15 protein-coding genes are annotated in these 19999 nt (G+C 57.3%); 9 read left to right on the forward strand and 6 right to left on the reverse strand.

The features are described from left to right. Positions 1 to 140 precede the first annotated feature (140 nt). The 4 genes from CGZ80_RS06370 to CGZ80_RS06380 all read left to right on the forward strand — a co-directional run bounded on the left by CGZ80_RS06370 (position 141) and on the right by CGZ80_RS06380 (position 5911). Positions 141 to 1790 carry a putative transporter gene (locus CGZ80_RS06370; protein ID WP_094412512.1) on the forward strand — a complete coding sequence of 550 codons (1650 nt, stop codon included), beginning with the start codon at positions 141 to 143 and terminating at the stop codon, positions 1788 to 1790. Positions 1791 to 1944: 154 nt separating this feature from the next. Further along, the gene (locus CGZ80_RS28525) at positions 1945 to 3237 is read left to right on the forward strand and encodes a phosphoribosylformylglycinamidine synthase subunit PurS (protein WP_233148258.1); all 1293 of its coding nucleotides are present in this window, start codon (positions 1945 to 1947) and stop codon (positions 3235 to 3237) included. Beyond that, the gene (locus CGZ80_RS28530) at positions 3204 to 4913 is read left to right on the forward strand and encodes an AIR synthase-related protein (protein ID WP_233148259.1); all 1710 of its coding nucleotides are present in this window, start codon (positions 3204 to 3206) and stop codon (positions 4911 to 4913) included. Before CGZ80_RS28525 ends, CGZ80_RS28530 begins: the two co-directional genes overlap by 34 nt. Beyond that, entirely contained in the window at positions 4910 to 5911 is a 1002-nt protein-coding gene (locus CGZ80_RS06380) for a ferredoxin family protein (RefSeq protein WP_094412514.1), read from the forward strand. Before CGZ80_RS28530 ends, CGZ80_RS06380 begins: the two co-directional genes overlap by 4 nt. A gap of 332 nt (positions 5912 to 6243) precedes the next feature. Here CGZ80_RS06380 and CGZ80_RS06385 read toward each other — a convergent pair whose 3' ends face one another. The 3 genes from CGZ80_RS06385 to CGZ80_RS06395 all read right to left on the reverse strand — a co-directional run bounded on the left by CGZ80_RS06385 (position 6244) and on the right by CGZ80_RS06395 (position 8968). After that, positions 6244 to 6918: a YceH family protein gene (locus CGZ80_RS06385; protein WP_094412516.1), complete on the reverse strand. Its 675-nt coding sequence runs from the start codon at positions 6916 to 6918 to the stop codon at positions 6244 to 6246. 102 nt (positions 6919 to 7020) lie between these two features. Next, positions 7021 to 7425, reverse strand: coding sequence for a hypothetical protein (locus CGZ80_RS06390; RefSeq protein WP_143543774.1), 405 nt, complete (start codon positions 7423 to 7425; stop codon positions 7021 to 7023). A gap of 118 nt (positions 7426 to 7543) precedes the next feature. Then, positions 7544 to 8968 carry a RecQ family ATP-dependent DNA helicase gene (locus CGZ80_RS06395; RefSeq protein ID WP_094412706.1) on the reverse strand — a complete coding sequence of 475 codons (1425 nt, stop codon included), beginning with the start codon at positions 8966 to 8968 and terminating at the stop codon, positions 7544 to 7546. 216 nt (positions 8969 to 9184) lie between these two features. Here CGZ80_RS06395 and CGZ80_RS06400 point away from each other — a divergent pair, with 216 nt between their 5' ends. Further along, positions 9185 to 10450 (forward strand): GspE/PulE family protein, encoded by a 1266-nt coding sequence (locus tag CGZ80_RS06400; RefSeq protein ID WP_158222583.1) that lies wholly within the window; start codon positions 9185 to 9187, stop codon positions 10448 to 10450. Between the two features lie 23 nt (positions 10451 to 10473). Here CGZ80_RS06400 and CGZ80_RS06405 read toward each other — a convergent pair whose 3' ends face one another. Beyond that, positions 10474 to 11514, reverse strand: coding sequence for a ThiF family adenylyltransferase (locus CGZ80_RS06405; RefSeq protein ID WP_233148260.1), 1041 nt, complete (start codon positions 11512 to 11514; stop codon positions 10474 to 10476). A 51-nt stretch (positions 11515 to 11565) separates the two neighbouring features. Between CGZ80_RS06405 and epmA the strand changes: the two genes are divergently transcribed. From epmA to CGZ80_RS06420, 3 genes are all read left to right on the forward strand, one after another. Beyond that, on the forward strand, positions 11566 to 12525 hold the full coding sequence (epmA, locus tag CGZ80_RS06410; RefSeq protein WP_094412524.1) for an EF-P lysine aminoacylase EpmA: 960 nt from the start codon (positions 11566 to 11568) through the stop codon (positions 12523 to 12525). A gap of 128 nt (positions 12526 to 12653) precedes the next feature. Then, a complete protein-coding gene (locus CGZ80_RS06415; RefSeq protein WP_233148261.1) occupies positions 12654 to 13196 on the forward strand; it encodes a hemerythrin domain-containing protein in 543 nt (180 codons plus the stop codon). A 379-nt stretch (positions 13197 to 13575) separates the two neighbouring features. Then, positions 13576 to 16149, forward strand: coding sequence for a DNA gyrase subunit B (locus CGZ80_RS06420; RefSeq protein WP_094412526.1), 2574 nt, complete (start codon positions 13576 to 13578; stop codon positions 16147 to 16149). 156 nt (positions 16150 to 16305) lie between these two features. Here CGZ80_RS06420 and CGZ80_RS06425 read toward each other — a convergent pair whose 3' ends face one another. Beyond that, a complete protein-coding gene (locus CGZ80_RS06425) occupies positions 16306 to 17337 on the reverse strand; it encodes a PDZ domain-containing protein (RefSeq protein WP_158222584.1) in 1032 nt (343 codons plus the stop codon). 61 nt (positions 17338 to 17398) lie between these two features. Next, positions 17399 to 18781, reverse strand: a complete 1383-nt coding sequence (locus CGZ80_RS28535; protein ID WP_233148262.1) for a S1C family serine protease — start codon at positions 18779 to 18781, stop codon at positions 17399 to 17401. 167 nt (positions 18782 to 18948) lie between these two features. Here CGZ80_RS28535 and CGZ80_RS06435 point away from each other — a divergent pair, with 167 nt between their 5' ends. Further along, positions 18949 to 19911, forward strand: coding sequence for an NAD-dependent epimerase/dehydratase family protein (locus CGZ80_RS06435; protein ID WP_094412712.1), 963 nt, complete (start codon positions 18949 to 18951; stop codon positions 19909 to 19911). The last annotated feature ends 88 nt before the right edge of the window (positions 19912 to 19999 follow it).

Below are 19999 nucleotides of genomic sequence, written 5' to 3' on the forward strand. Positions count from 1 at the left end.
TTGTAGGAGCGATTCGGTCGTGATGTTGTCGGGACCACCCGCATCTGTACATTGCCAGCAGATGGAGCTTTTTGTCGGCGAACAATTGAATGTTATTCGTCGCGCCAAACGCATGAGAAGGTTTTCGGAGTATCGAGACTGTGTCCACGATCACCACCGCCATTTTGATTATCTCTGCTGTCGCGGTCAGCGGATTGGTCTTCGGAAGTCTGCGTATTCGCGGGATCGGGCTCGGTCCGGCAGGTGTGCTTTTCTCGGGGTTGGTCTTCGCGCATTTCGGCGCGACCATTAATCCGGAAATCAATCACTTTGCCAAAGAGTTCGGGTTGATCTTGTTCGTCTTTACGATTGGCATTCAGCTCGGACCAGGGATCATCCAGCTTTGGAAGCAGCAAGGCTTGCTGCTCAATGGGTTGACGTTGCTGATTGTCTTGCAGGGTTTCGGGCTGGTCGTGCTGTTTGGGTACTTGTACGGGTTTCCGGGAACGGCGGTTGCCGGTTTGTTTAGCGGTTCGACCACAAACACGCCTTCACTTGGCGCTGCCGAGCAAGCGGCCGCGATGATGGGTGATGGTGAAGAGTCTTTGGAGATGTCGTATCTGGCGTCGGCCTACGCAGTGGCGTATCCCGGCGGAATCTTGGGAATCATCGCGTCGATGCTGTTGCTCAAGAAAATTTTCAAGGTCGACTTAGATGAAGAGGTGGAGCAGTACCAGTCAAAGAACGGAAACGGGCACGAGCCAATTGAGCGACAAAGTGTGATTGTCGAAAACGCGCGTTTGGATCTGGTGCCGTTTGGCGAGATCCCCGGCATCGATGAAACCGGCGTGCGACTTTCGCGTGTTCGCCGCTGTGACGACACCGAGGTCGAAGCGGCGACCGAGCAGACATTACTTGGTGAAGGCGACGTGATCCAAGTTGTTGGGCCGAGGAGCGGCTTGGCACGGTTCGTGCCATTGATTGGGCGACGAAGTGACGAGGACTTGATGATGACGTCCGGCAATGTGACCTATCGACGGGTTTATGTGACCGAGACTCATGCGCTCAACAAGTCGCTGGCCGAGTTGTCACTGGACCGATTTTACAACGTGACGATCACGCGAATCATTCGTGGCGGGGTTGAGATGGCTCCGCGTGGTTCCAGTCGCTTGTTCTATGGCGACATCGTCCAGATCGTTGGTGACAACAAAAGCCTTGATCGCGCGACAAGCTTTCTGGGGAACTCCACCAAGTCGATGAAGGAAACCCAGTTCTCGCCACTGTTCGTTGGCATCGCTGTCGGCGTGCTCGCAGGGATGATTCCGCTGTCGATTCCCGGTGTGCCTTTTCCCGTACGGCTGGGGCTTGCCGGCGGCCCGTTGATCGCCGCAATCGTGCTTAGCTTGGTCGGCAGTATCGGTAGCTTCGTTTGGTACATCCCGTCGTCGGCGAACCTCGCGCTTCGTGAGTTGGGCATCATCCTGTTCTTGGCCTGTGCCGGTTTGGGGGCGGGTGAGACCTTCTTTGAATCAGCGATGAGTCTCAACGGCGCCAAGTGGATCTCGGCGGGGTTGGTGATCACGATGGTGCCGCTGCTGGTCGCAGGCATTTTGGCCAGGGTGGTCTGGAAGCAAAATTACTTGACGATCTGCGGCGTGATCGCGGGAAGTATGACCGACCCACCGGCGCTGGCGTTCGCCGGGTCAATGCGTGACTGCGACGCGAGCGCGACGGCTTACGCGGCCGTTTATCCGCTGACGATGATTTTGCGGATCATCGTCGCCCAGTCACTGATTTTCATTTTCGCCTGACCGTTGCGTCTGGCCATTCGCCGGAACGCAGCGCCGAATTCTCTGCCCACCCGGCCAGTTCTCTGGCAGCCTGCCCATTACCCGAGACGCCCGATTTCGATAGACTTCCGGGCAGTCATGTCACTGGTAATTCCCCTCTGGTCAGGTCACAACGATGCCACTTTGGCAAATCGACATTTATCCCGCAGAAAACGAGATTGATCGCGAAGGCGCTCGGACGAGCGAAGAGATCGGCGAACTCGGACTGGGCGATCAAATCTCTGTTGTTTTTGCCCGAGGTTTTCTTGTCCAAGGCGAATTGGACGCTGACCAAGCCCAGCGATTGGCCGCCGAATTACTGAGTGATAATGTCACCGAACGCAGCGTCGTCGCGCAGGTCGGTGACGCTGATCTGGCCGCTCCCCCCAGCGGTGCCGAATCGTTCCGCTTGGTCAACGTCATGCCTAAGGCGGGCGTGATGGACCCCGTCGCCAGCAGCACGATCAACGCCGCACGTGATATCGGCTTCGAAGTTGATGCTGTCCGCACGATGCGAAAGTACTGGATCGGAGAATCGGACGACGCAGTCTTTGATTCGATCTGCCGCCGTGCCCTGTCGAATGACTCGATCGAACAAGTCGTCGTCGGTCCTCTGGACATGGACGAGTTGGAAGTCGGCAGTCACTATGAATTCAGCTTGGTACGGATCCCAATTCGCTCGCTCAGTGACGAAGAACTGGAGCGTCTGTCCAAAGAAGGTCAGCTCTACCTAACACTGGTCGAGATGCAGACGATCCGTGATCACTTTGTGTCGCTCGACCGAGATCCCACCGACGTCGAGTTGGAAACGATCGCGCAGACTTGGTCGGAGCACTGCAGCCACAAGACGCTGGCCGGACGGATTCACTACCGCGGCATCGGCGCTGACGGTACGCCAGGCGGTGACGAACGCCAGTACGACAACATGCTGAAGGAAACCGTCTTTGCCGCGACGCAAACCATCCGCAAGCAACTCGCCGATGACGATTGGTGTGTCAGCGTGTTCAAGGACAACGCGGGCGTTGTGACGTTCAACGACAAGTTCCATGCTTGCTTCAAAGTCGAAACGCACAACCACCCCTCGGCACTGGAACCCTACGGCGGAGCGAACACCGGTATCGGCGGTGTGATCCGCGACCCGATGGGAACCGGGATGGGCGCCAAGCCAGTTTGTAATACGGACGTGTTCTGCTTTGCACCGCCAGACACCTCACCAGAATCGTTGCCGCCGGGTGTCTTGCACCCACGTCGCGTGATGAAAGGCGTTGTCGCCGGGGTGCGTGACTATGGTAACCGAATGGGGATCCCAACCGTCAACGGCGCCGTTTACTTCGACGAACGCTACCTGGGCAACCCGTTGGTCTATGCCGGAAACGTCGGCATGATCCTGTCGGAATGGAAGACAAGCAAGTTCACGCCGGCGACCTGATCGTTTCGCTGGGTGGCCGCACCGGGCGCGACGGGATCCACGGGGCGACGTTCAGTAGCGCCGAGTTGACCAGCGAATCCGAATCGCTGTCCGGTGGAGCCGTCCAGATCGGGAACGCGATCACCGAAAAAATGGTGCTCGACGTGTTGATGCAAGCTCGCGATCGCGGCTTGTACAACGCCGTTACCGACTGTGGAGCAGGTGGCTTTTCGAGTGCAGTCGGCGAAATGGGTGAAGACGTCGGTGCGGAAGTTTGGCTGGACAAGGCTCCGCTGAAGTACGACGGTTTGTCCTACACCGAAATTTGGATCTCCGAAGCGCAGGAACGCATGGTGTTGGCTGTGCCGCGTGAAAAGTGGGACGAGTTGCGTGAGCTTTGCGACAGCGAAGGCGTCGAGTCGGCAGTCTTGGGCGAGTTCAAGCCGACCGGCCAATTGCACCTGACCTATCACGGCGAAACCGTCGGCAACGTCAGCATGGAGTTCCTGCACGATGGCCGTCCACCGGTCATTCGCGATGCCGTCTACCAACCGCCTGAAACCAAGACGCTGTCACTCTCCGAGAACGCGTCGTCAGAGCATCACGGTGAAAGCCTGCTCAAAATTCTGGGCAGCCTGAACGTTGCCAGCAAGCACTGGGTGATTCGTCAGTACGATCACGAAGTCCAGGGCGGCAGCGTCGTTAAGCCTTTGGTCGGGCCAATGTGCGATGGGCCGAGTGATGCCGCCGTCGTGCGACCACTTTTGGACAGCCAACGCGGTCTGGTGATCTCTTGCGGGATGAACCCACACTTCGGCGATTTCGATACCTATCACATGGCCGCTTCGGCGATCGACGAAGCGATGCGTAACGCGGTCGCAGTTGGTGCCGATCCGTCGCGGATCGCGATCTTGGACAACTTCTGCTGGGGCTATACCGATCGACCCGAAACACTCGGTTCGTTGGTCCGCGCCGCGATCGCATGTCACGACGTGGCGATCGGCTTGGGCACCCCGTTCATCAGCGGGAAAGACAGTTTGAACAACGAGTTCAGCTACTTTGACGATGGTGGCGAAAAACAAACGATCTCGATCCCGCCAAGTTTGCTGATCAGTGCGATGGGCCAGATCGAAGACGTTTCCCATGCGATCACGATGGACGCCAAAGAAGCGGGCAACGTTGTGTTCCTGGTCGGCGGCACTAAAGACGAAATGGGCGGTTCCCATTACTGCTTGGTCAGTGACCTTGATGGCGGCCAAGTTCCCGTGATGGACGTCCCGGTTGCCAAAGCGACTTTTGCCGCCGTGCACGAAGTGATCCGCGGACGCTTGGTCCGCAGTTGCCACGACCTTTCCGAAGGCGGTTTGGCCGTCGCGGCTTGCGAAATGGCAATGGCAGGCGGCTTGGGCATGCAGGTCGACTTGTCGGTCGCGAGCGACCAAATGGCGATCGAATTGTCCGATACCCAGTGGCTGTTCAGCGAATCGAACTCGCGTTTCTTGTTGGAAGCTCCCGCTTCGGCGGCTGACGAGATTGCCGAGATCTTCCGCAAACACGGTGTTGCCGCTGCCCAGCTAGGTACAATGCAGGCAGAACCGGTGCTGTCGGTCAAAGGCCAGGACGGAACGTCGACCTGCCTTGAAGTTGCCATGGACAGTGCCAAACGAGCCTGGAAAAAGCCACTGGATTTGCAATGATTTCTGCCAACGTGCAGCCTGAAACCAGCACGAATTGGACGGTCGTAATTTCGAAAGGGCAATCGCGTAACCCTGTGAAGCGATCGCTCGAACAAGCCCTCGCCGACGCCGCCAGCAAACTGGATGGCGTTGCGGTGGTGGTGGTGCCGCACCTCTACGATTTGCCCAAAGGCGGCGAGTCGCTGACAACGCTGGCAGAGATCGATTCCAACATCATTGTTGCTTCGTGGATCTTTCCCCGGGCCGCACACTGGGTCCTCGATCGCAACGGTGTCCGCGGCCAATTCGTGGCCGTTGACGACGACCAAGATGATGACGAGGAGCCGTCCAGCGCGAGTGCACGTGACGTCGACCGAGTGGCGGATTTGTATCCGCGCCCGGATCGGGAAATTCACTGTATCGATTTGAAAAACGGCGAAGACCCACAGCGGTTTATCGAACTGTTGCAGCAGATCGTTTTGGCCGAACAAGCGGATCATTCGGCTGCTGATCGTTCGTTGCCGATCATCGGCGGGAAGCTCGTAGAGGTCGACGAAACGACTGCCCGGCGTTGGTATCCCGTGATCGATTTTAGTCGCTGCACGAACTGCATGGAGTGCGTCGACTTTTGCCTGTTCGGTGTCTACGGTGTCGACCAAGCCGAAACGATCTTGGTCGAGCAGCCAGACAACTGTCGCAAGGGCTGCCCGGCGTGTAGCCGTGTTTGTCCTGAGAACGCGATTATCTTTCCGCAGCACAAGGCGCCTGCCATTGCCGGTGCTGATATCGGTGGTGACGAAGGTTTTAAAATCGACCTTTCGAAACTGTTTGGTGCGCCAGACGGAGGCGAAGACGCGATCGCGACCGCGGCACGAGAACGCGATGAGCAATTGTTGTTGACGGGGCGAGATGCGGTCGGAATCGATGACCAATTGAAACGCCGTCAACGCGATGTCGCGCAAAAACCAAAAGACGATCTCGACAAGCTGATCGATTCGCTCGATGCCCTCGACCTCTAGGTCCGGTTCTTTAACAAGTTCACGACCCAGCGACGTCTTCTTGGTAGTGGATCTTGTCAAAGATCCGAGCCCTTTTGCGTCAGGTCTGCCGAAGGATCTTTAACAAGATCCACTACGTTGTGGGACCTTCGAGTTTTGCTGGTGGTGCTAGGATTCGAGGTCGACGATTTTGGTCAGATTGCCACGCCCGGATCGTTGGCAAGATTCACGACCCAGGGCGATTTTTTTGTAGTGGATCTTGTCAAAGATCCGAGCTCCCTGGTGTCAGGTCTGCCGAAGGATCTTTAACAAGATCCACTACGTTGTGGAGCCTTCGAGCTTGGCTGGCGGTGCTAGGATTCGAGGCGTTTGATGCGTTCTTCGAGGTCGTCGATTCTGATCGTGACCGCTTCGAGACGTTCGATCAGCATCTCGATCGCGTCCTTTTGCTCTTCGCTGACGGCAGACGACTTTGCCGCTTGCTTCTCAACGCGAGCTTCTAAGTACTGGCGTTCCGATGGCGGGTACAGTTTGTGGGCAAACGTTTGGCCTCGGCCCGGTGGCGAGAGGGCTTCGACCAAGTCCTTCTCGATCAGCGACTCGAGCACTGACTTCACTGCGTCCAAATCTGGCAGCGCGTACATTCGCGAAGCTCGCGTGCGCAGCTCACCCATCGTTTGCGGGCCACGCAGTAGCAACTCGGTGATCACGGCGGCTTGTGGGTTATCCAGCGTCAACCAGTCATACGCCGAATGGCGGAACTTGTTGACGCGCCCGCTGCCTTGGATCTCCCTCGCCGCACCACACGCACGCAACTCGTCGAGTGCCAGAAGCACATCGTTTTCGTCGAGTGACATCTGCGGCGAGCGATTCGATTTTTGGTTGCATCCACTGATCAACGCGGCAACGGTCATCGGATAGTTGTCCGGCGTCGTTTTTGCTTTTTCGACCAAGACTCCCAACACGCGGCGGGCGTTCGCGGACAGGGGGACAACCGGTTTGGAATCTTCGCCGTCGCTTTCAGACATGGGTGGATTGATTGAATTCGTGCCGCGGGTGGATGGGGAAACGATCGCAGAAGTATAACGCTGTGGGCACCGTCTGGTTAACGGGGGCTTGTCAGCTGTCGCTCAGCGGATCATTCCCATGAACGTCATCCACAGCGAATTGCTTGGCACCTCGAGTTGGAAATACCACGAGATCGCCGTTGCAGTGACCAGCGTCGCGGTCGCTAGCCCCACCCAGCTACGTTGAAACCCACGCAGCCCGTTGGCCAGCAAGAACAGTGAAGTGGAGAACACCAAGTACTCGCCCACAAGTAGCAGCAGATAGGCTTGCGTCTGGCGCGAAACGTTTGCGATCGAATTTAGGTCCAAGCCGATGCTGGAGCCCCAAAGCAGCCCGTCAAGTGAGATCACCCAAGCGGCGATGAAACTGACGAAGACGATGAACTCGCGAACGTTGTTGATCAGCGTCGAGTGCGAAGGTGTTTCGTGAGCAAGGTCGTGCGGCGGTTGGTAGGGCGACGTGATCATGGCGATTCGTTCCGATACTCGTTTGGCAGCCACTTTCATCGTAACCGCCAGCCACCGCCGAATGTGAGAATTACGCCGATTCTCATGCGATCGGAATCGAATGCGACCGTACGGCTTGCTAGCCGAAATAGCGATTGAGGAACTCTTTGCGGTCGCCTTCTTCACCGGCAAACTGCACCATCGCATAAAGCCGCTGTTGGTCACGGCGTTTCTTTTCACCCAGTATGTCTTCGTCTTGCAAACCCGGGGGAAGATCCGCGATCACGTCGTAACATGCTGGCGGATGGGGGCCTTTGACCACGCCGTGACGATCCAGCATGGGCAGGGCAGTGGCCAAGCGATGGTCGTGCTTGCTGCGTCGCTGAAGTTGTTCGTTGATCCAATCGAAACCATAGGCATGGCACTGTTCACCGCGTTCGACCAGCAAGCGATGGAGTCGAGTGTAGAACGCCGCGTCCGGGTTCGACCACTCGATGAACTGCATCTGTGTCATCAAGTCTTCTTGGGCGTACAGCCAAACGCAGCGACTGGGTTCGCCATCGCGTCCGGCTCGGCCGATCTCTTGATAGTAGGCTTCGATCGATCCTGGCGTTTCGGCATGCACAACGATGCGAATGTCTGACTTGTCGATTCCCATTCCGAACGCATTCGTGGCCAGGACCAAGTCAGCGTCGCCGGACATGAATTCGTTCTGAACGCGGGTGCGAACGTTGCGCGGCAAGTCGCCGTGATAGCAGACGTGGTCGACGCCTTTGGAAAGCAAGTCGTCGCTGAATCGCTGAAGTGTTTTAATCAGCGAAAAGTAAACGATCACGCTGCCGCCGCTGTACGTTGGGTCGCAAACGATTTCCGGTAGCAGCGACAGTTTTTCGGACTCGTCGTAAACCGGTTCGACATCCAGCTTCAGGTTCGGCCGATCGATGCCTTCGTTGAACAGTTTGATTTGGTCCGCGGAAAGACCGATTTGTTGATAGATGTCGGCACGGCATTCACTGGTCGCGGTCGCGGTCAAAGCGATCGTGGTCGGGTTGCCGAGACGCTCACGGATTTCTGCGATCCGTGTGTAGTCGGGGCGAAAGTCATGTCCCCACTGGCTTACGCAGTGTGCTTCGTCAATCGCCAGCACATTGATGTCACGCTGTGCGATCGCATCGAGGAACTCTTGTTTGCGAAACCGTTCCGGCGTGACGTACAGGATTTGGTAGTCGCCTTTTGCCAGCCGTTCGTAGCGCTGGGTTCGTGTTTGCCGATCAAGCGACGAGTTGATGAAGGTGGCGTCGATCCCACGGTCGGTCAGCGATTGCGATTGGTCCTGCATGAGCGCAATCAGCGGTGACAGTACCAGGGTCAACGATCCAGGGCTGCGTTTTGCGTTAACGAGTGCGGGGATCTGGTAGCACAGCGATTTTCCCATCCCGGTTGGCATGACCACCATCGCGTGTTCGCCATGGAGAACGTGGTCGATGATCGCTTGCTGGCTGTATCGAAACGAGTCGTAGCCGAAGTAGTGCTTGAGAAGCTGTTGTGGGGTGTCATTACTCATCGCGTCAATTGTCACGCTGAAACGGTTCCGCGAAAGGCTTCCGCGGTAAAATTTGCACCACCCCGTGGGGCTGGTTTGGGTTGGCCAATCTGAAATCCACGGTTTGCGAAGACAGGCAGCAATTTTGCATCCACGGGATCAATCGCGCATATTAGGCGGGCCGAAAGCGAAGCGTGCATTGGGAACCGACGAACGACACAACGGGACGACGTAACTGTGAGTGATGATTCGAGGATCGATTTTCAGGAAGTGGATGAAGGTGCTGGCGAGATCGAACTAACGCCGCCGGAGCTGTTCGCCGCGAATTTGATCGAATGGGCGCTGGAGCGGCACGTGAGTGATCTGTTCTTGTCGGATGTCGATGGGGCGGTGATGGTGACAGTCCGGCGGCTGGGAAGAATCGAGCCGGTGCGTCGATTCGCGCCAGCTTACGGGCATCGGTTGCAAGGTCACTTTCGCGTTCTTGCCGGTGCCGACGCGGGCGAAGCGGTGCGGCCGTCCGAAGGCCGTGGGCGATTGACAACGCCCGACGGATCGACCGCCCACTTGCGACTCAGTTGTGTCCCAACGGTTTTCGGCCACGACGTTGCCATCCGTTTGTTTGATCCACGCCGTGGGCGACGATCGATTCAGCAGTTGGGGATGGATACCGTTGATGTCCAGGCGATCGAACGTCTGGTGCGGCGTAAAAGCGGTCTGATCTTGGTGACCGGGCCCGTCGCGAGCGGCAAAAGCTGCACGCTGTATGCGATGCTGGACTACCTCAACAACGGCACCAAGAAAATCCATACGATCGAAGATCCCGTCGAACATCCCATTTCGGGGATCATGCAATCACAGGTCAATACGAAGCTAAAGATGGACTTCGCAGATTTGTTGACCGTGGTGCTGCGGCACAGTCCCGACGTGATCATGATCGGCGAAGTCCGTGACCGCCAAACGGCCAGGACGGCGGTGCGAGCCGGCGCGAGTGGCCAGTTAGTGCTGGCGACGGTGCACTCACGCAGTGCCGCCGAAGCGATCGAGATGATGTTGCAATATGAAAGCGATCACAAGTTTTTGTCCAGTTCGCTGTGCGGTGTGATCAATCAACGGTTGATTCGGCGTTTATGTCCGGAGTGTCGTCAGCCGTTTGAAATCACCGATGTCTATGAAGTTCCCGATCGGGTTCGGACCAGAATGGGACAAGATAATCCGACAGTGTTTACCGCAGGTCAGTGCAATACCTGTCACGATGGCGGGTTCGATCACCTGATCTCGATGCCCGAAGTGATGGTGGTGGATGATCAAATCATCAACGCGATCAGCAATCGTGCGACAGCAACGGAGATCGAATCGATCAGCATCACCAACGGGATGTTGACGCTGCCTGAAGTCGCGCTCAGTTATGTGATGCGAGGTCTGACATCAATCGACGAGGTCAACCAAGTGTTGAACGACCCCGTGCTGGCCGGTCTGGGCCGTCAGTGGAATCGCGAGTAGGTGGGGCAGCGGCATTCTCGCCGCTAGCCGCCGACATAGCGATCCACCAACGAACGGGCGCGGGGTAATTCGCTGGTTCCGTTGACGATCACTCTGCCATCACGAAACAGCGTCAGTTGTGTTTCAGAATCAATTTGGACACGCACAAAGAATCGTGATCGTTGTGTCGTGCCGATCTGCTTCCAGCGTTCTTCCATTGTCGCCAAATCGACTTGGCGTGTTTCGGCGGGAGTGATCTGCACCGCGTCGCGTCCGCACAGTGCCAGTTCGGTTTGACGTTGTTGGTCACCATCCAGGAATTCGAACTTGCGCCCGACACAGGCAACACAATCGGGCGAGAGGTCTTCGGTCAGGCGGATGCGCCGCGTGCGGTTGTGCCAAAAATCGATCGCCAAGACGTCTTGGGAAACCGCGTCACGGTTTCCGCTCAGCCACTTGATCGCTTCGGTCACTTGTAAACTTGCGATCGCATGCGTTGCCGATCCTAACACGCCGGCGGTGTCGCAAGTGTCGACGGCATCCGGTGGAGGCGGCGAGGTGACGAGGCAGCGAAAGCAGGGACGGGCTGCACCGTCGAACAGCCGCACTTGACCGGCGGCGCCTACGCATCCGCCGTGAACCCAGGCGGTGCCCGTCGACAGGGCCCAATCGTTCAGCAGAAAGCGGACTTGAAAGTTGTCGGTTGCGTCGATGACCAAGTGGGTGTCGTTCAGCAAGCCATGAATGTTGTCCGCTCGCACGTCGGCCGCTTGGGCGTCGACGTCGATCAGGTTGTTGATTTCTCGAAGACGCGATGCGGCCGCTTCGGCCTTGCTCGCACCTGTTTCGGCATCGTGTCCGTCGAACAGCGATTGCCGCTGCAGATTACTCCACTCGACAATGTCACGGTCAATGATTCGAATTCGTCCGATGCCGGCACGACAGAGCAGCTCTGCAGCGACGGTGCCGAGCGCGCCGCAGCCAAGCACTGCAACGTCGGCATCTTGCAAGCGTTGTTGGCCTTCGTCGCCGATCGGCGCGAATTGTTTTTGTCGGCAGTACCGGTCGTGAGTGTCGTTCGACATCAATGGCCGTGGTATCGGTAGGCGTGGCGGGAAACAGGGAATCGAGAGTCGATGATCAATCTAAAGCATCTGGTGGCGCGATCGGAAACGTTGCGACGAACGCGTCAGTTTTTTGATTCGCACGGGTTCTACGAAGTCCAGCCACCATGTTTGTCGCGGGACTGTGTCGTCGATGCGTACTTGGATCCTATTTCGATTTCGGTGGAGCGGCTAGGTGTTGCCGGCCCCAAGTTGGCGCCAGAGTATTTCCTGCAAACCTCGCCGGAATCAGCGATGAAACGCATGCTGGCTGCCGGCGCGCCGTCGATTTATTCGTTGGGGCCGGTATTCCGTGGAGCTGAGTTGGGGCGAAATCATAACCTCGAATTCACGATGCTGGAGTGGTACGAGGTGGGCGGCGACTACGAGTCAGCGATGCGTTTGACGGCGGACTATGTCCGTCCAATTTTGAACTGCGAGCGAATTGATCGGATGAGTTACCAGGCCGCGTTTTTGCAAACGGCCGGGATCGATCCGCTGGAGGCATCGGATGCGGACGTGGTCGAATTGGCTCGCGAGTTGATGCCGGGGATGTCACTAGCGGATGACGCGGACCGAGATGACTGTTTGGATTTGATCCTTTCGGAAAAGGTCTCGCCGGCGTTGGGAACGGAGCGGCCGGTGCTGCTGACGGACTATCCGCTTGCCCAGGCGGCGCTTGCCAAGACGTCACCGGCGGACTCACGTTGTGCGGCGCGGTTTGAGTTGTTTTACCAAGGCGTCGAGCTTGCCAATGGATATGACGAGTTGCTCGATGCGGCAGAGCTGGAGACGCGTTATCAAGACAACAACCGCAAGAGGGCTGCCAGTGGTCGTGAGCCGCTGAGCTGTCGCACAACCCTTATCGAGGCGATGCATGTCGGGATGCCTCGATGCAGTGGTGTGGCGCTGGGGTTTGATCGCTTGTTGATGTTGTCCGTGAAGGCAAGCGAATTGTCCGAAGTGATTCCCTTGCCGTTTGACCAAGCATGACGATTCTGACTGACCGGCGCAGCCGTCCTGTTGTCTTCAATGTCAGTGTAAAATGCGTTGATTCTCCGCCGTAGATGCTCAATAACGGCTACAATAAACGCGTCTCGAACGAATAAGGAGAAGGCCCGATGAGTGATGCGGTTACGCAAGGTGGAACCGGGATGCCGGTCAACACATCGCGAACAGAGCAGCCACAGGTGCAGACGCCGCGCAGCGGTCGCTTGGGCGTCAACGCCGCCTTCTTGCAAGAGATCAAAGAGGACAACCGTCATCTGAAGGATCTTTGGGATCGTTTGTTACCGCTGCTTTCTCATCCCGAGACGTCGCTCAACCACTGGGGTGAAATCATCGCCGCATTGGCGGAGCTTCGCGATCAACTGGCGATTCACTTTTCGCTGGAAGAAGCCTACGGGTACTTTGACGACGCCGTCGATGTCGCGCCACATTTGAGTGTCGAAGCAGAGTCGTTGAAGGGCCAGCACAGCGGGTTGTTCGCGCAAATCCGTGACCTTGCGGACCAGTTTGCCGAAGTCGATTTGCAGCGCGACGGACAGGTCGATAAGGTGCTTCGCAAATTCCAAGCCTTTCAGGCCGAATTTCAATCGCACGAAGAATCAGAGTTGAAGCTGATACTGAATTCCTTCGACGATGACATCGGCGTTGGCGATTGAATCGGAGTTGCTGCAGGCCCGTAGTAAGCCGCGGTCGTTACGAACGATTGTCGATTTGGGGGTGAGCCCCTGCCCTTAGTGAGGTGCCAGCTGGCGATCAGTTCGGACTGCCCGGTTAGTCCCCTTTCGAGTGGCTGCGCGGTATTCGGAGCAGGCGACCAAGCAGTAGTAGCAATTGCGACTAGGTGGCGGGTGAGGCTGATTGTCGGAAAAACTGAAAACCCCGTGTTTGACGAGGTTCTAGCGGCTCCAGACGCCTCGCGACCCAACGCGAAAAATGCTAGAATCGGGATTCGAAATGCAGCCCTTCGGGCCATGCCCGACGCGGGTATCGGACCGGAGGTGCGACGACGATTTTCCGCCTCCTTGATAGGGTTCTATGAGCGACGCCTCCTCCCCAGAACCGGCCGATTCCGAACCGATCGATTCCGAACCGATCGATTCGACGCCAGCGTCCAATCCTGCGACCACGTCCACGCCTGCGGCGAACGAGCAGTACACCGACGAGGACTTGAAGCACCTTTCCGACTTGGATCACGTGCGCAAGCGTCCCGGGATGTACATCGGTGACACGTCGACTCGGGGGCTTCACCACTTGGTCTACGAAGTCGTCGATAACTCGATCGACGAAGCCATGGCTGGCTTCGCGACGAAAGTCTCTGTCGTCGTTCACACCGACGGTAGTGTGACTGTCGAAGACGACGGCCGCGGCATCCCCGTCACTCAGCACAAAGAGCTGTCTGTCGAAATGGGCCGCGAGGTCAGCACCCTCGAAGGTGTGATGACGGTCTTGAAGTTCGGCGGGAAGTTCGAAAAAGGTGCCTATCAAACCTCCGGCGGTCTGCACGGCGTCGGTGTCACCGTCGTGAACTTCCTCAGCCAATGGGCGGAAACCGAAGTCAGCCGTGACGGTTACACCTGGAGCCAGGAATACGAACGCGGAGTCGCTACCGGCCCAATTACCAAGGGACGCGAGACCAGCAAGACTGGAACCAAAACCACGTTCAAAGCGGACTCGCAGATCTTCAGCGTGACGAAGTACAGCTTCGACACTTTGAACAAACGACTGCAAGAGCTCGCGTTCTTGAACAGCGGCGTCCGCATCACGTTCTTGGACGAACGCAACGGCGAAGGCGGCGACTATCGCTACGATCGCGGGATCACCGAATTCGTCGAGCACCTTAACCGCGCCAGCGATCCGCTGCATGCGGATGTGATTTCGATCATTGGCGAAAAGGAAGGCTGCCAGTACGAAATCGCGGTGCAGTACAGCACCGAGTACACCGAAAACGTCCAGTCGTACGTCAACAACATTCACACCATCGAAGGTGGAACGCACGTCAGCGGTTTCCGGGCCGCGTTGACACGGACGCTGAACAACTACGGCAAGAAAGAAAACTTGCTGAAGAACACCGCGTTAACCGGTGATGACATCCGCGAAGGCATCACCGCAGTCATCAGCGTTCGTGTTCCTCATCCACAGTTCGAAGGGCAAACGAAGACCAAGCTGGGCAACAGCGAAGTCGAAGGCATCATTGCCGCAGGTGTCGGCGAACAGTTGGCCAAGTACCTGGAAGAAAACCCACGGACCGCCAAATCGCTGGTCCGTAAAGGTCTGTTGGCGTCGGAAGCACGTGAAGCGGCACGCAAGGCGAAGGACTTGCTCCGCAAACGAAAAGACGCACTCGGCGGTGGCGGCTTGCCCGGCAAGCTACGTGACTGCATCAGCAAAGACATGAAACGCTGCGAGTTGTACTTAGTGGAAGGTGACTCGGCGGGTGGATCCGCCGAGGGTGGCCGGATGCGTGACTACCAAGCGATTTTGCCACTGCGCGGTAAGATCATCAACGCTTACAAAAGTCGCGAAGACAAGGTTTTGGCCAACGAAGAAGTCCGATCGATGATCCAAGCGATCGGGACCGGCATCGGCAACGACCAAGACATCTCCAAGCGTCGGTACAACAAAGTCGTCGTCATGACTGACGCGGACGTTGACGGTAGCCACATTCGCACCCTGCTTTTGTGTTTCTTCTATCGTCAAATGTACCAGTTGGTTGCCGACGGGCACGTTTATGTTGCCCAGCCGCCGTTGTTCCGTGTGACCCAAGGGCGCAATAAGTACTACGTCCAAACCGACGAAGAAATGAAAGGCCAGTTGCTCGAACGCGGTTTGAATGACACCGTGTTCGAAGCCGAGGATGGACGTCGTGTCGAAGGCGACGACATGCGAAAGCTGTGCTCCGCTTTGGCCGCGATCGAAGACGCGATCATGGCACTCGAACGCCGTGGTGTTTCGTTGCGTGTGCACGCACTTCGCTTGGATCCTGTGTCAAACAAGCTGCCCGCCTGGTTGCTGACCTATGCCAACGAAGAACACTGGTTCCACAGCACCGACGAAGTTCAAGAACACCTCAACGCCAACGGTTTGGTGTTGGACGACGAGGCGAGTCAGTCGGAACCTGCCGAAGGCGAAGAGAACGCCGAAGCAGCTGAGACACAGGAACAAGAAGAGAAAAAGCAAATCGCTCATTTGGCCGAATTGCACGAGGTTCGCACGATCAACAGCGGCCTGAAAGATCTCGCTGTCCTGGCATTCTCGATCGACGATTTGATCCCTGCCGACCGAACCGGGATGACCACCCCGCGATTCGAGCTCGTCCGTGGTGAGGATCACCGCCGGCCGCTGGAAGACCTTCGCGACTTGCTGACCGAAGTCCGTGCGGCGGGTGAAAAAGGTCTGCAGGTGACTCGCTTTAAAGGACTGGGCGAAATGAACGCGGAGGAGCTCCGCGAAACGACCCTGGATCCGGCCAACCGAACCCTCGTCAAAGTGAACATGAAGGACGCCGGTGCGGCGGACGAAATGTTCCGCTTGCTGATGGGCGACAAGGTCGAACCGCGTCGCGAATTCATCGAAAAGCACGCGTTGGACGTCCGTAATTTGGACGTTTAGCGGAAAGAAAGTGTGTCAGGCTCGTTGCAAGGCACCTGCCTTGCAACGCACTCAACGAAGACTCAATGGCGGGTTCTGCCTGCCACGAAAGGACACGACGGGTACTTCTTTTATCAGGCCGATCGCCGCTTCGAGGCACGATGATCTGGCCACCGGTTACTGACGGCGGGCTTCGTTCAGCATGCTAACGATTTCTGCGTTGATCAGCGCCGATGGCAATGCATAGGTAACGACGCGACCGGCACGTGCGATGTTGATTCCGATCACATCGCCTTCGGAATCCAAGATTGGGCCGCCGCATTGGTTCGGGGCCAGCACGGTGTCGTGCTGGATCACTTGATCAAAGCCACTCAACCTCGCGTTGCGTGGGCCGTTGACTTTGGCGTCGTTCTTTGACTCCATCAAAATCGCTTGGTCTCGCATCCGAGCAGCCAGCTCGATGGTGTCGTCGCCGCGAAGGATCAGAAGCTCGACAACTTCGCCGGGGTAGAATCGCCCCAGTGTCGAGATTGCCGAACGCGATCCTTGCATCTGTTCGCCATTGATACGCAGGATTTTATCACCGTCTTGAAGTCCGGCATCAAACGCTCCGCTGCTGGGGACGACCCGTTGGACGATTGGCGGTTCGGTTGCACCATCATAGAACGTGACCCCTAATCGACCGCGGTGTCCGACGTGGCGAGCGCCGACGCCGAGGGTTCCAATCCCAATGCTGTTTCCGTCGTTATCCGGCGTGATGACGAAGCTGCCCGTTTGGGGCTCACTCGTTTCGAAATTTGCGGGCCGGATGTCCCAGGTATCTGGTTCGCTGCCTTCGAGCTTTAGAAGGGCCAGATCGTTTGCCGGTCGAACGGCCGAGACGCGGGCCGGGACTTTCTTGCCGCTGGGGACGCGAACAGAAATCGGCGCGGCGCTCAGTTCGCTGAACTTCGTAATCGCATAGCCATCTTCACTGACGATGGTCCCCATGGCCACGATTCGGCCACCGGAGAACACTTGGATAATGGATTGTTCGACGCTTTCGGAAAGTGGCTGAATCAGGCGCATCATTTCGGCGCCGTCACGCGATTCGATTTCCGGTTGGCGCGACGCCCAGCGATGTAGCCATGATTCTTGTGCCATCGCTTGCGACGACGTGAAGCAAAGCAGTGCGGTGGCGACGGCAGAAGTCCAGCCTTGGCGTTTCATCAGCATTCTGGGGTGATTGTCCATGTCGTACGAAAAAGACCTAACCTGTGAATCGGTCGAGCTAGTCACCGCTGCGTCCGATCTCTACTGTCATGCGAATGATTTGATTTTGTCGGCGAAGGACGATCAAAACACGTTCGCCAGGCATCGTGTCGTCAACGGCCTCCTTTAATGATGCGAAGTCGGTCAGCTCTTTCTCGCCGAACTCTAAAATCACGTCACCAACTTGGATGCCTGCTTTGTCGGCGGGTGAGCCTGGGGCGACTTGGCTAATCAAGGCAGTCAGGTCGGATCCCTTTCCTGAAACGCCAAGGGTAGGTTTGAAGTTTGGTAGGTATCCCCAAGCTTTTCCCTTGAGCATGCCTTCCCAAGAGGTGTCGTAGTGGTCGATCGGGACGTGCAAGTTGTCGGCGACGTCGTTACCGATTCGGCTGTGCACCGCGATTAGTTCACCAGCCAGGTTAAACAGCGGACCGCCACTGTCACCACCAATCAACGCACAGTCGGTTCGGATGACATCTCTGGAAACCTCAAGCAATCGTCCGACGCGGACAACCGCCCCTCTGGCGGCATCGTAGCCGCCGGGGTGTCCCATCGCGATGCACCACATGCCAGGTTCCAGGTTCTTGCTTTTTCCCAAGCTGGCGTAGGGCCATGGTGTTCCGTCGCCTTGATCTGGATCAATCCGAAGCATGCCGGCGTCGACCGAGCGGTTCATGCCAAGCGTGGTCGCGGTGACGCGGCGTCCATCGCTCAGGGTCACGATCGCCGTTTTTCCAGGTCGGATCGCCACGTGGGCGGCGGTAAAGATATAGCCTTTGTTCGAAATCAGCACGCCGCAACCCTGGGCCGCGCCGATGCGAATGCTGACGGTGCATTTTGCGGCCAGTTCAGCGACTAAGCGTTGCTGACGCTCCATGATTCGCAATGTTTCTAGCGAGCCGGGCGTTCCGCCTTCGTACAGCAGTTCCTCAAGGTCTTCTGGAACGGAAACTTGAGTTCCTTCCGAAGGCAGCTTGCGGACGAAGTGGCTGGGGGCGGAAGTGGACGAGCTGGCAGCGATTGGCGTCTGCTTGAGCGGCTGTTCGCCGAAACCGGGACGGATCGGGCCGATCGATGGCCTCGTGTCACCCGTTTGCTTGGGGACAGCTGGCGGGCCAAAAATGTCATCGAGAGGGGGTTGTTGGACGAGTCGCTGCTGGGTTTGCGGTTTTTTGTCCGTTTCAACGCTGTCCGATTCCCAACGATATCCTGCAGAGACGTTTTGGTTTGCCGATGCCGTCGATTGTGGCAGGGTCGATTGCGACAGTGCAGAAGACTGGGCGGATACAGACGGCGTGCTCGCCCATGCCGCCGCTAAAACCAAACATGCAGGCAGGGTTGCCAGGAATGCCCCGAGACCTGCAAACTGCCGTCTGAGTGAATTCTGTCGATAAAAAATCAAAGCGGTCCCTCGTGGGTGGCACCAAGGGCACCGATTTTTTCGGGCCCAGTCAAGTTTTCGCTCGCTCAGCAGCACGGATCGTTAAGGCCAGCGCGAACGGGTTCGGCATGGCCATGCTGTGCGTGGAGTCCCATTGTAGCCAACCTGTGTTCAAAGGCGAAAAACAGATGCAAATTGCAACGTCAAATGGCGAAAAGGACGTGCTGGTGGTTGGGGCAGGCTATCTAGGAAAGCGAGTCGCCCGACTGTCTCAACAATTAGGTTATCGCGTATTCGCGACGACGCGGCATCGCGATCGATTTGACGAGCTAAAACGGGATAGATTCCATCCGATTTTGCTCGATTGGAATGATTCCCGGACATTTAGTGAACAGGATCCCCCCCAGGGCGAAACGGTCACCATTTCCGGGCAAACTTTCGCCCCAGGATTGCGAGTGTTGGTTGCAGTCGCCTATGACCCTCGCGGTTTGGGGGCCAAGCCGGTATCACGATACGATTCCCAGGTCCTTGGGCTGCGACGATTACTGCGGCATTTGCCCAGCGACGCGCTGGTGTCCTACGTCAGCACGACCGGGGTGTATCACCAACGAAACGGCGAATGGGTGGATGAAACGTCCACGACCCATCCAACACGCGAGGCTGCGGCAGTGCACCTGCAAGCCGAGCAAGAGTTGCATCGTAACCGTCCGAACGGCAAGTTCTTGGTTTTGCGTTTGGCAGGAATCTATGGACCGGGGCGGATCCCGCGCGTGGCGGATATCGCTTCGGGAAAGCCGATTGAAGCAAATCCGGACACCTATCTGAATCTGATTCATGTGGACGACGCAGCAAAAATTTGTCTGCGTTCGTGGGATTACCTCGATTCGCACTCCTTTCAAGGGGCGTCGATGCAGCAACGATTGATGCTGGTGGCGGATCATTACCCCGTGGCGCGTGGCGAGTTTTATCGTGAAGTTGCTCGCCAAGTCGGTGGGCCCAGCCCGAGCTTCGTTCCGCCGGCGGCTACGACAAGCCCGCGGCGTCGCGGTGAGGCCAACAAGCGAATTTGCAATCGCAAAATGGCCCGGTCGCTAATGTCAAACTTGGCCTTTCCGGACTATCGGCAAGGTCTAGTAAGTGCGTTGGGTTGACCGCTACACTGGCCAGCCGACTGACTGACCACGTATCTTATCCCCTGCGCAAATTCGTTCCCTGCCGCCTTTTGGAATTGCACTTCCG

Origin of the sequence: Rhodopirellula sp. MGV, assembly GCF_002251265.1 — a bacterium.
Classification (GTDB): Bacteria; Planctomycetota; Planctomycetia; order Pirellulales; family Pirellulaceae; genus Stieleria; species Stieleria baltica_A.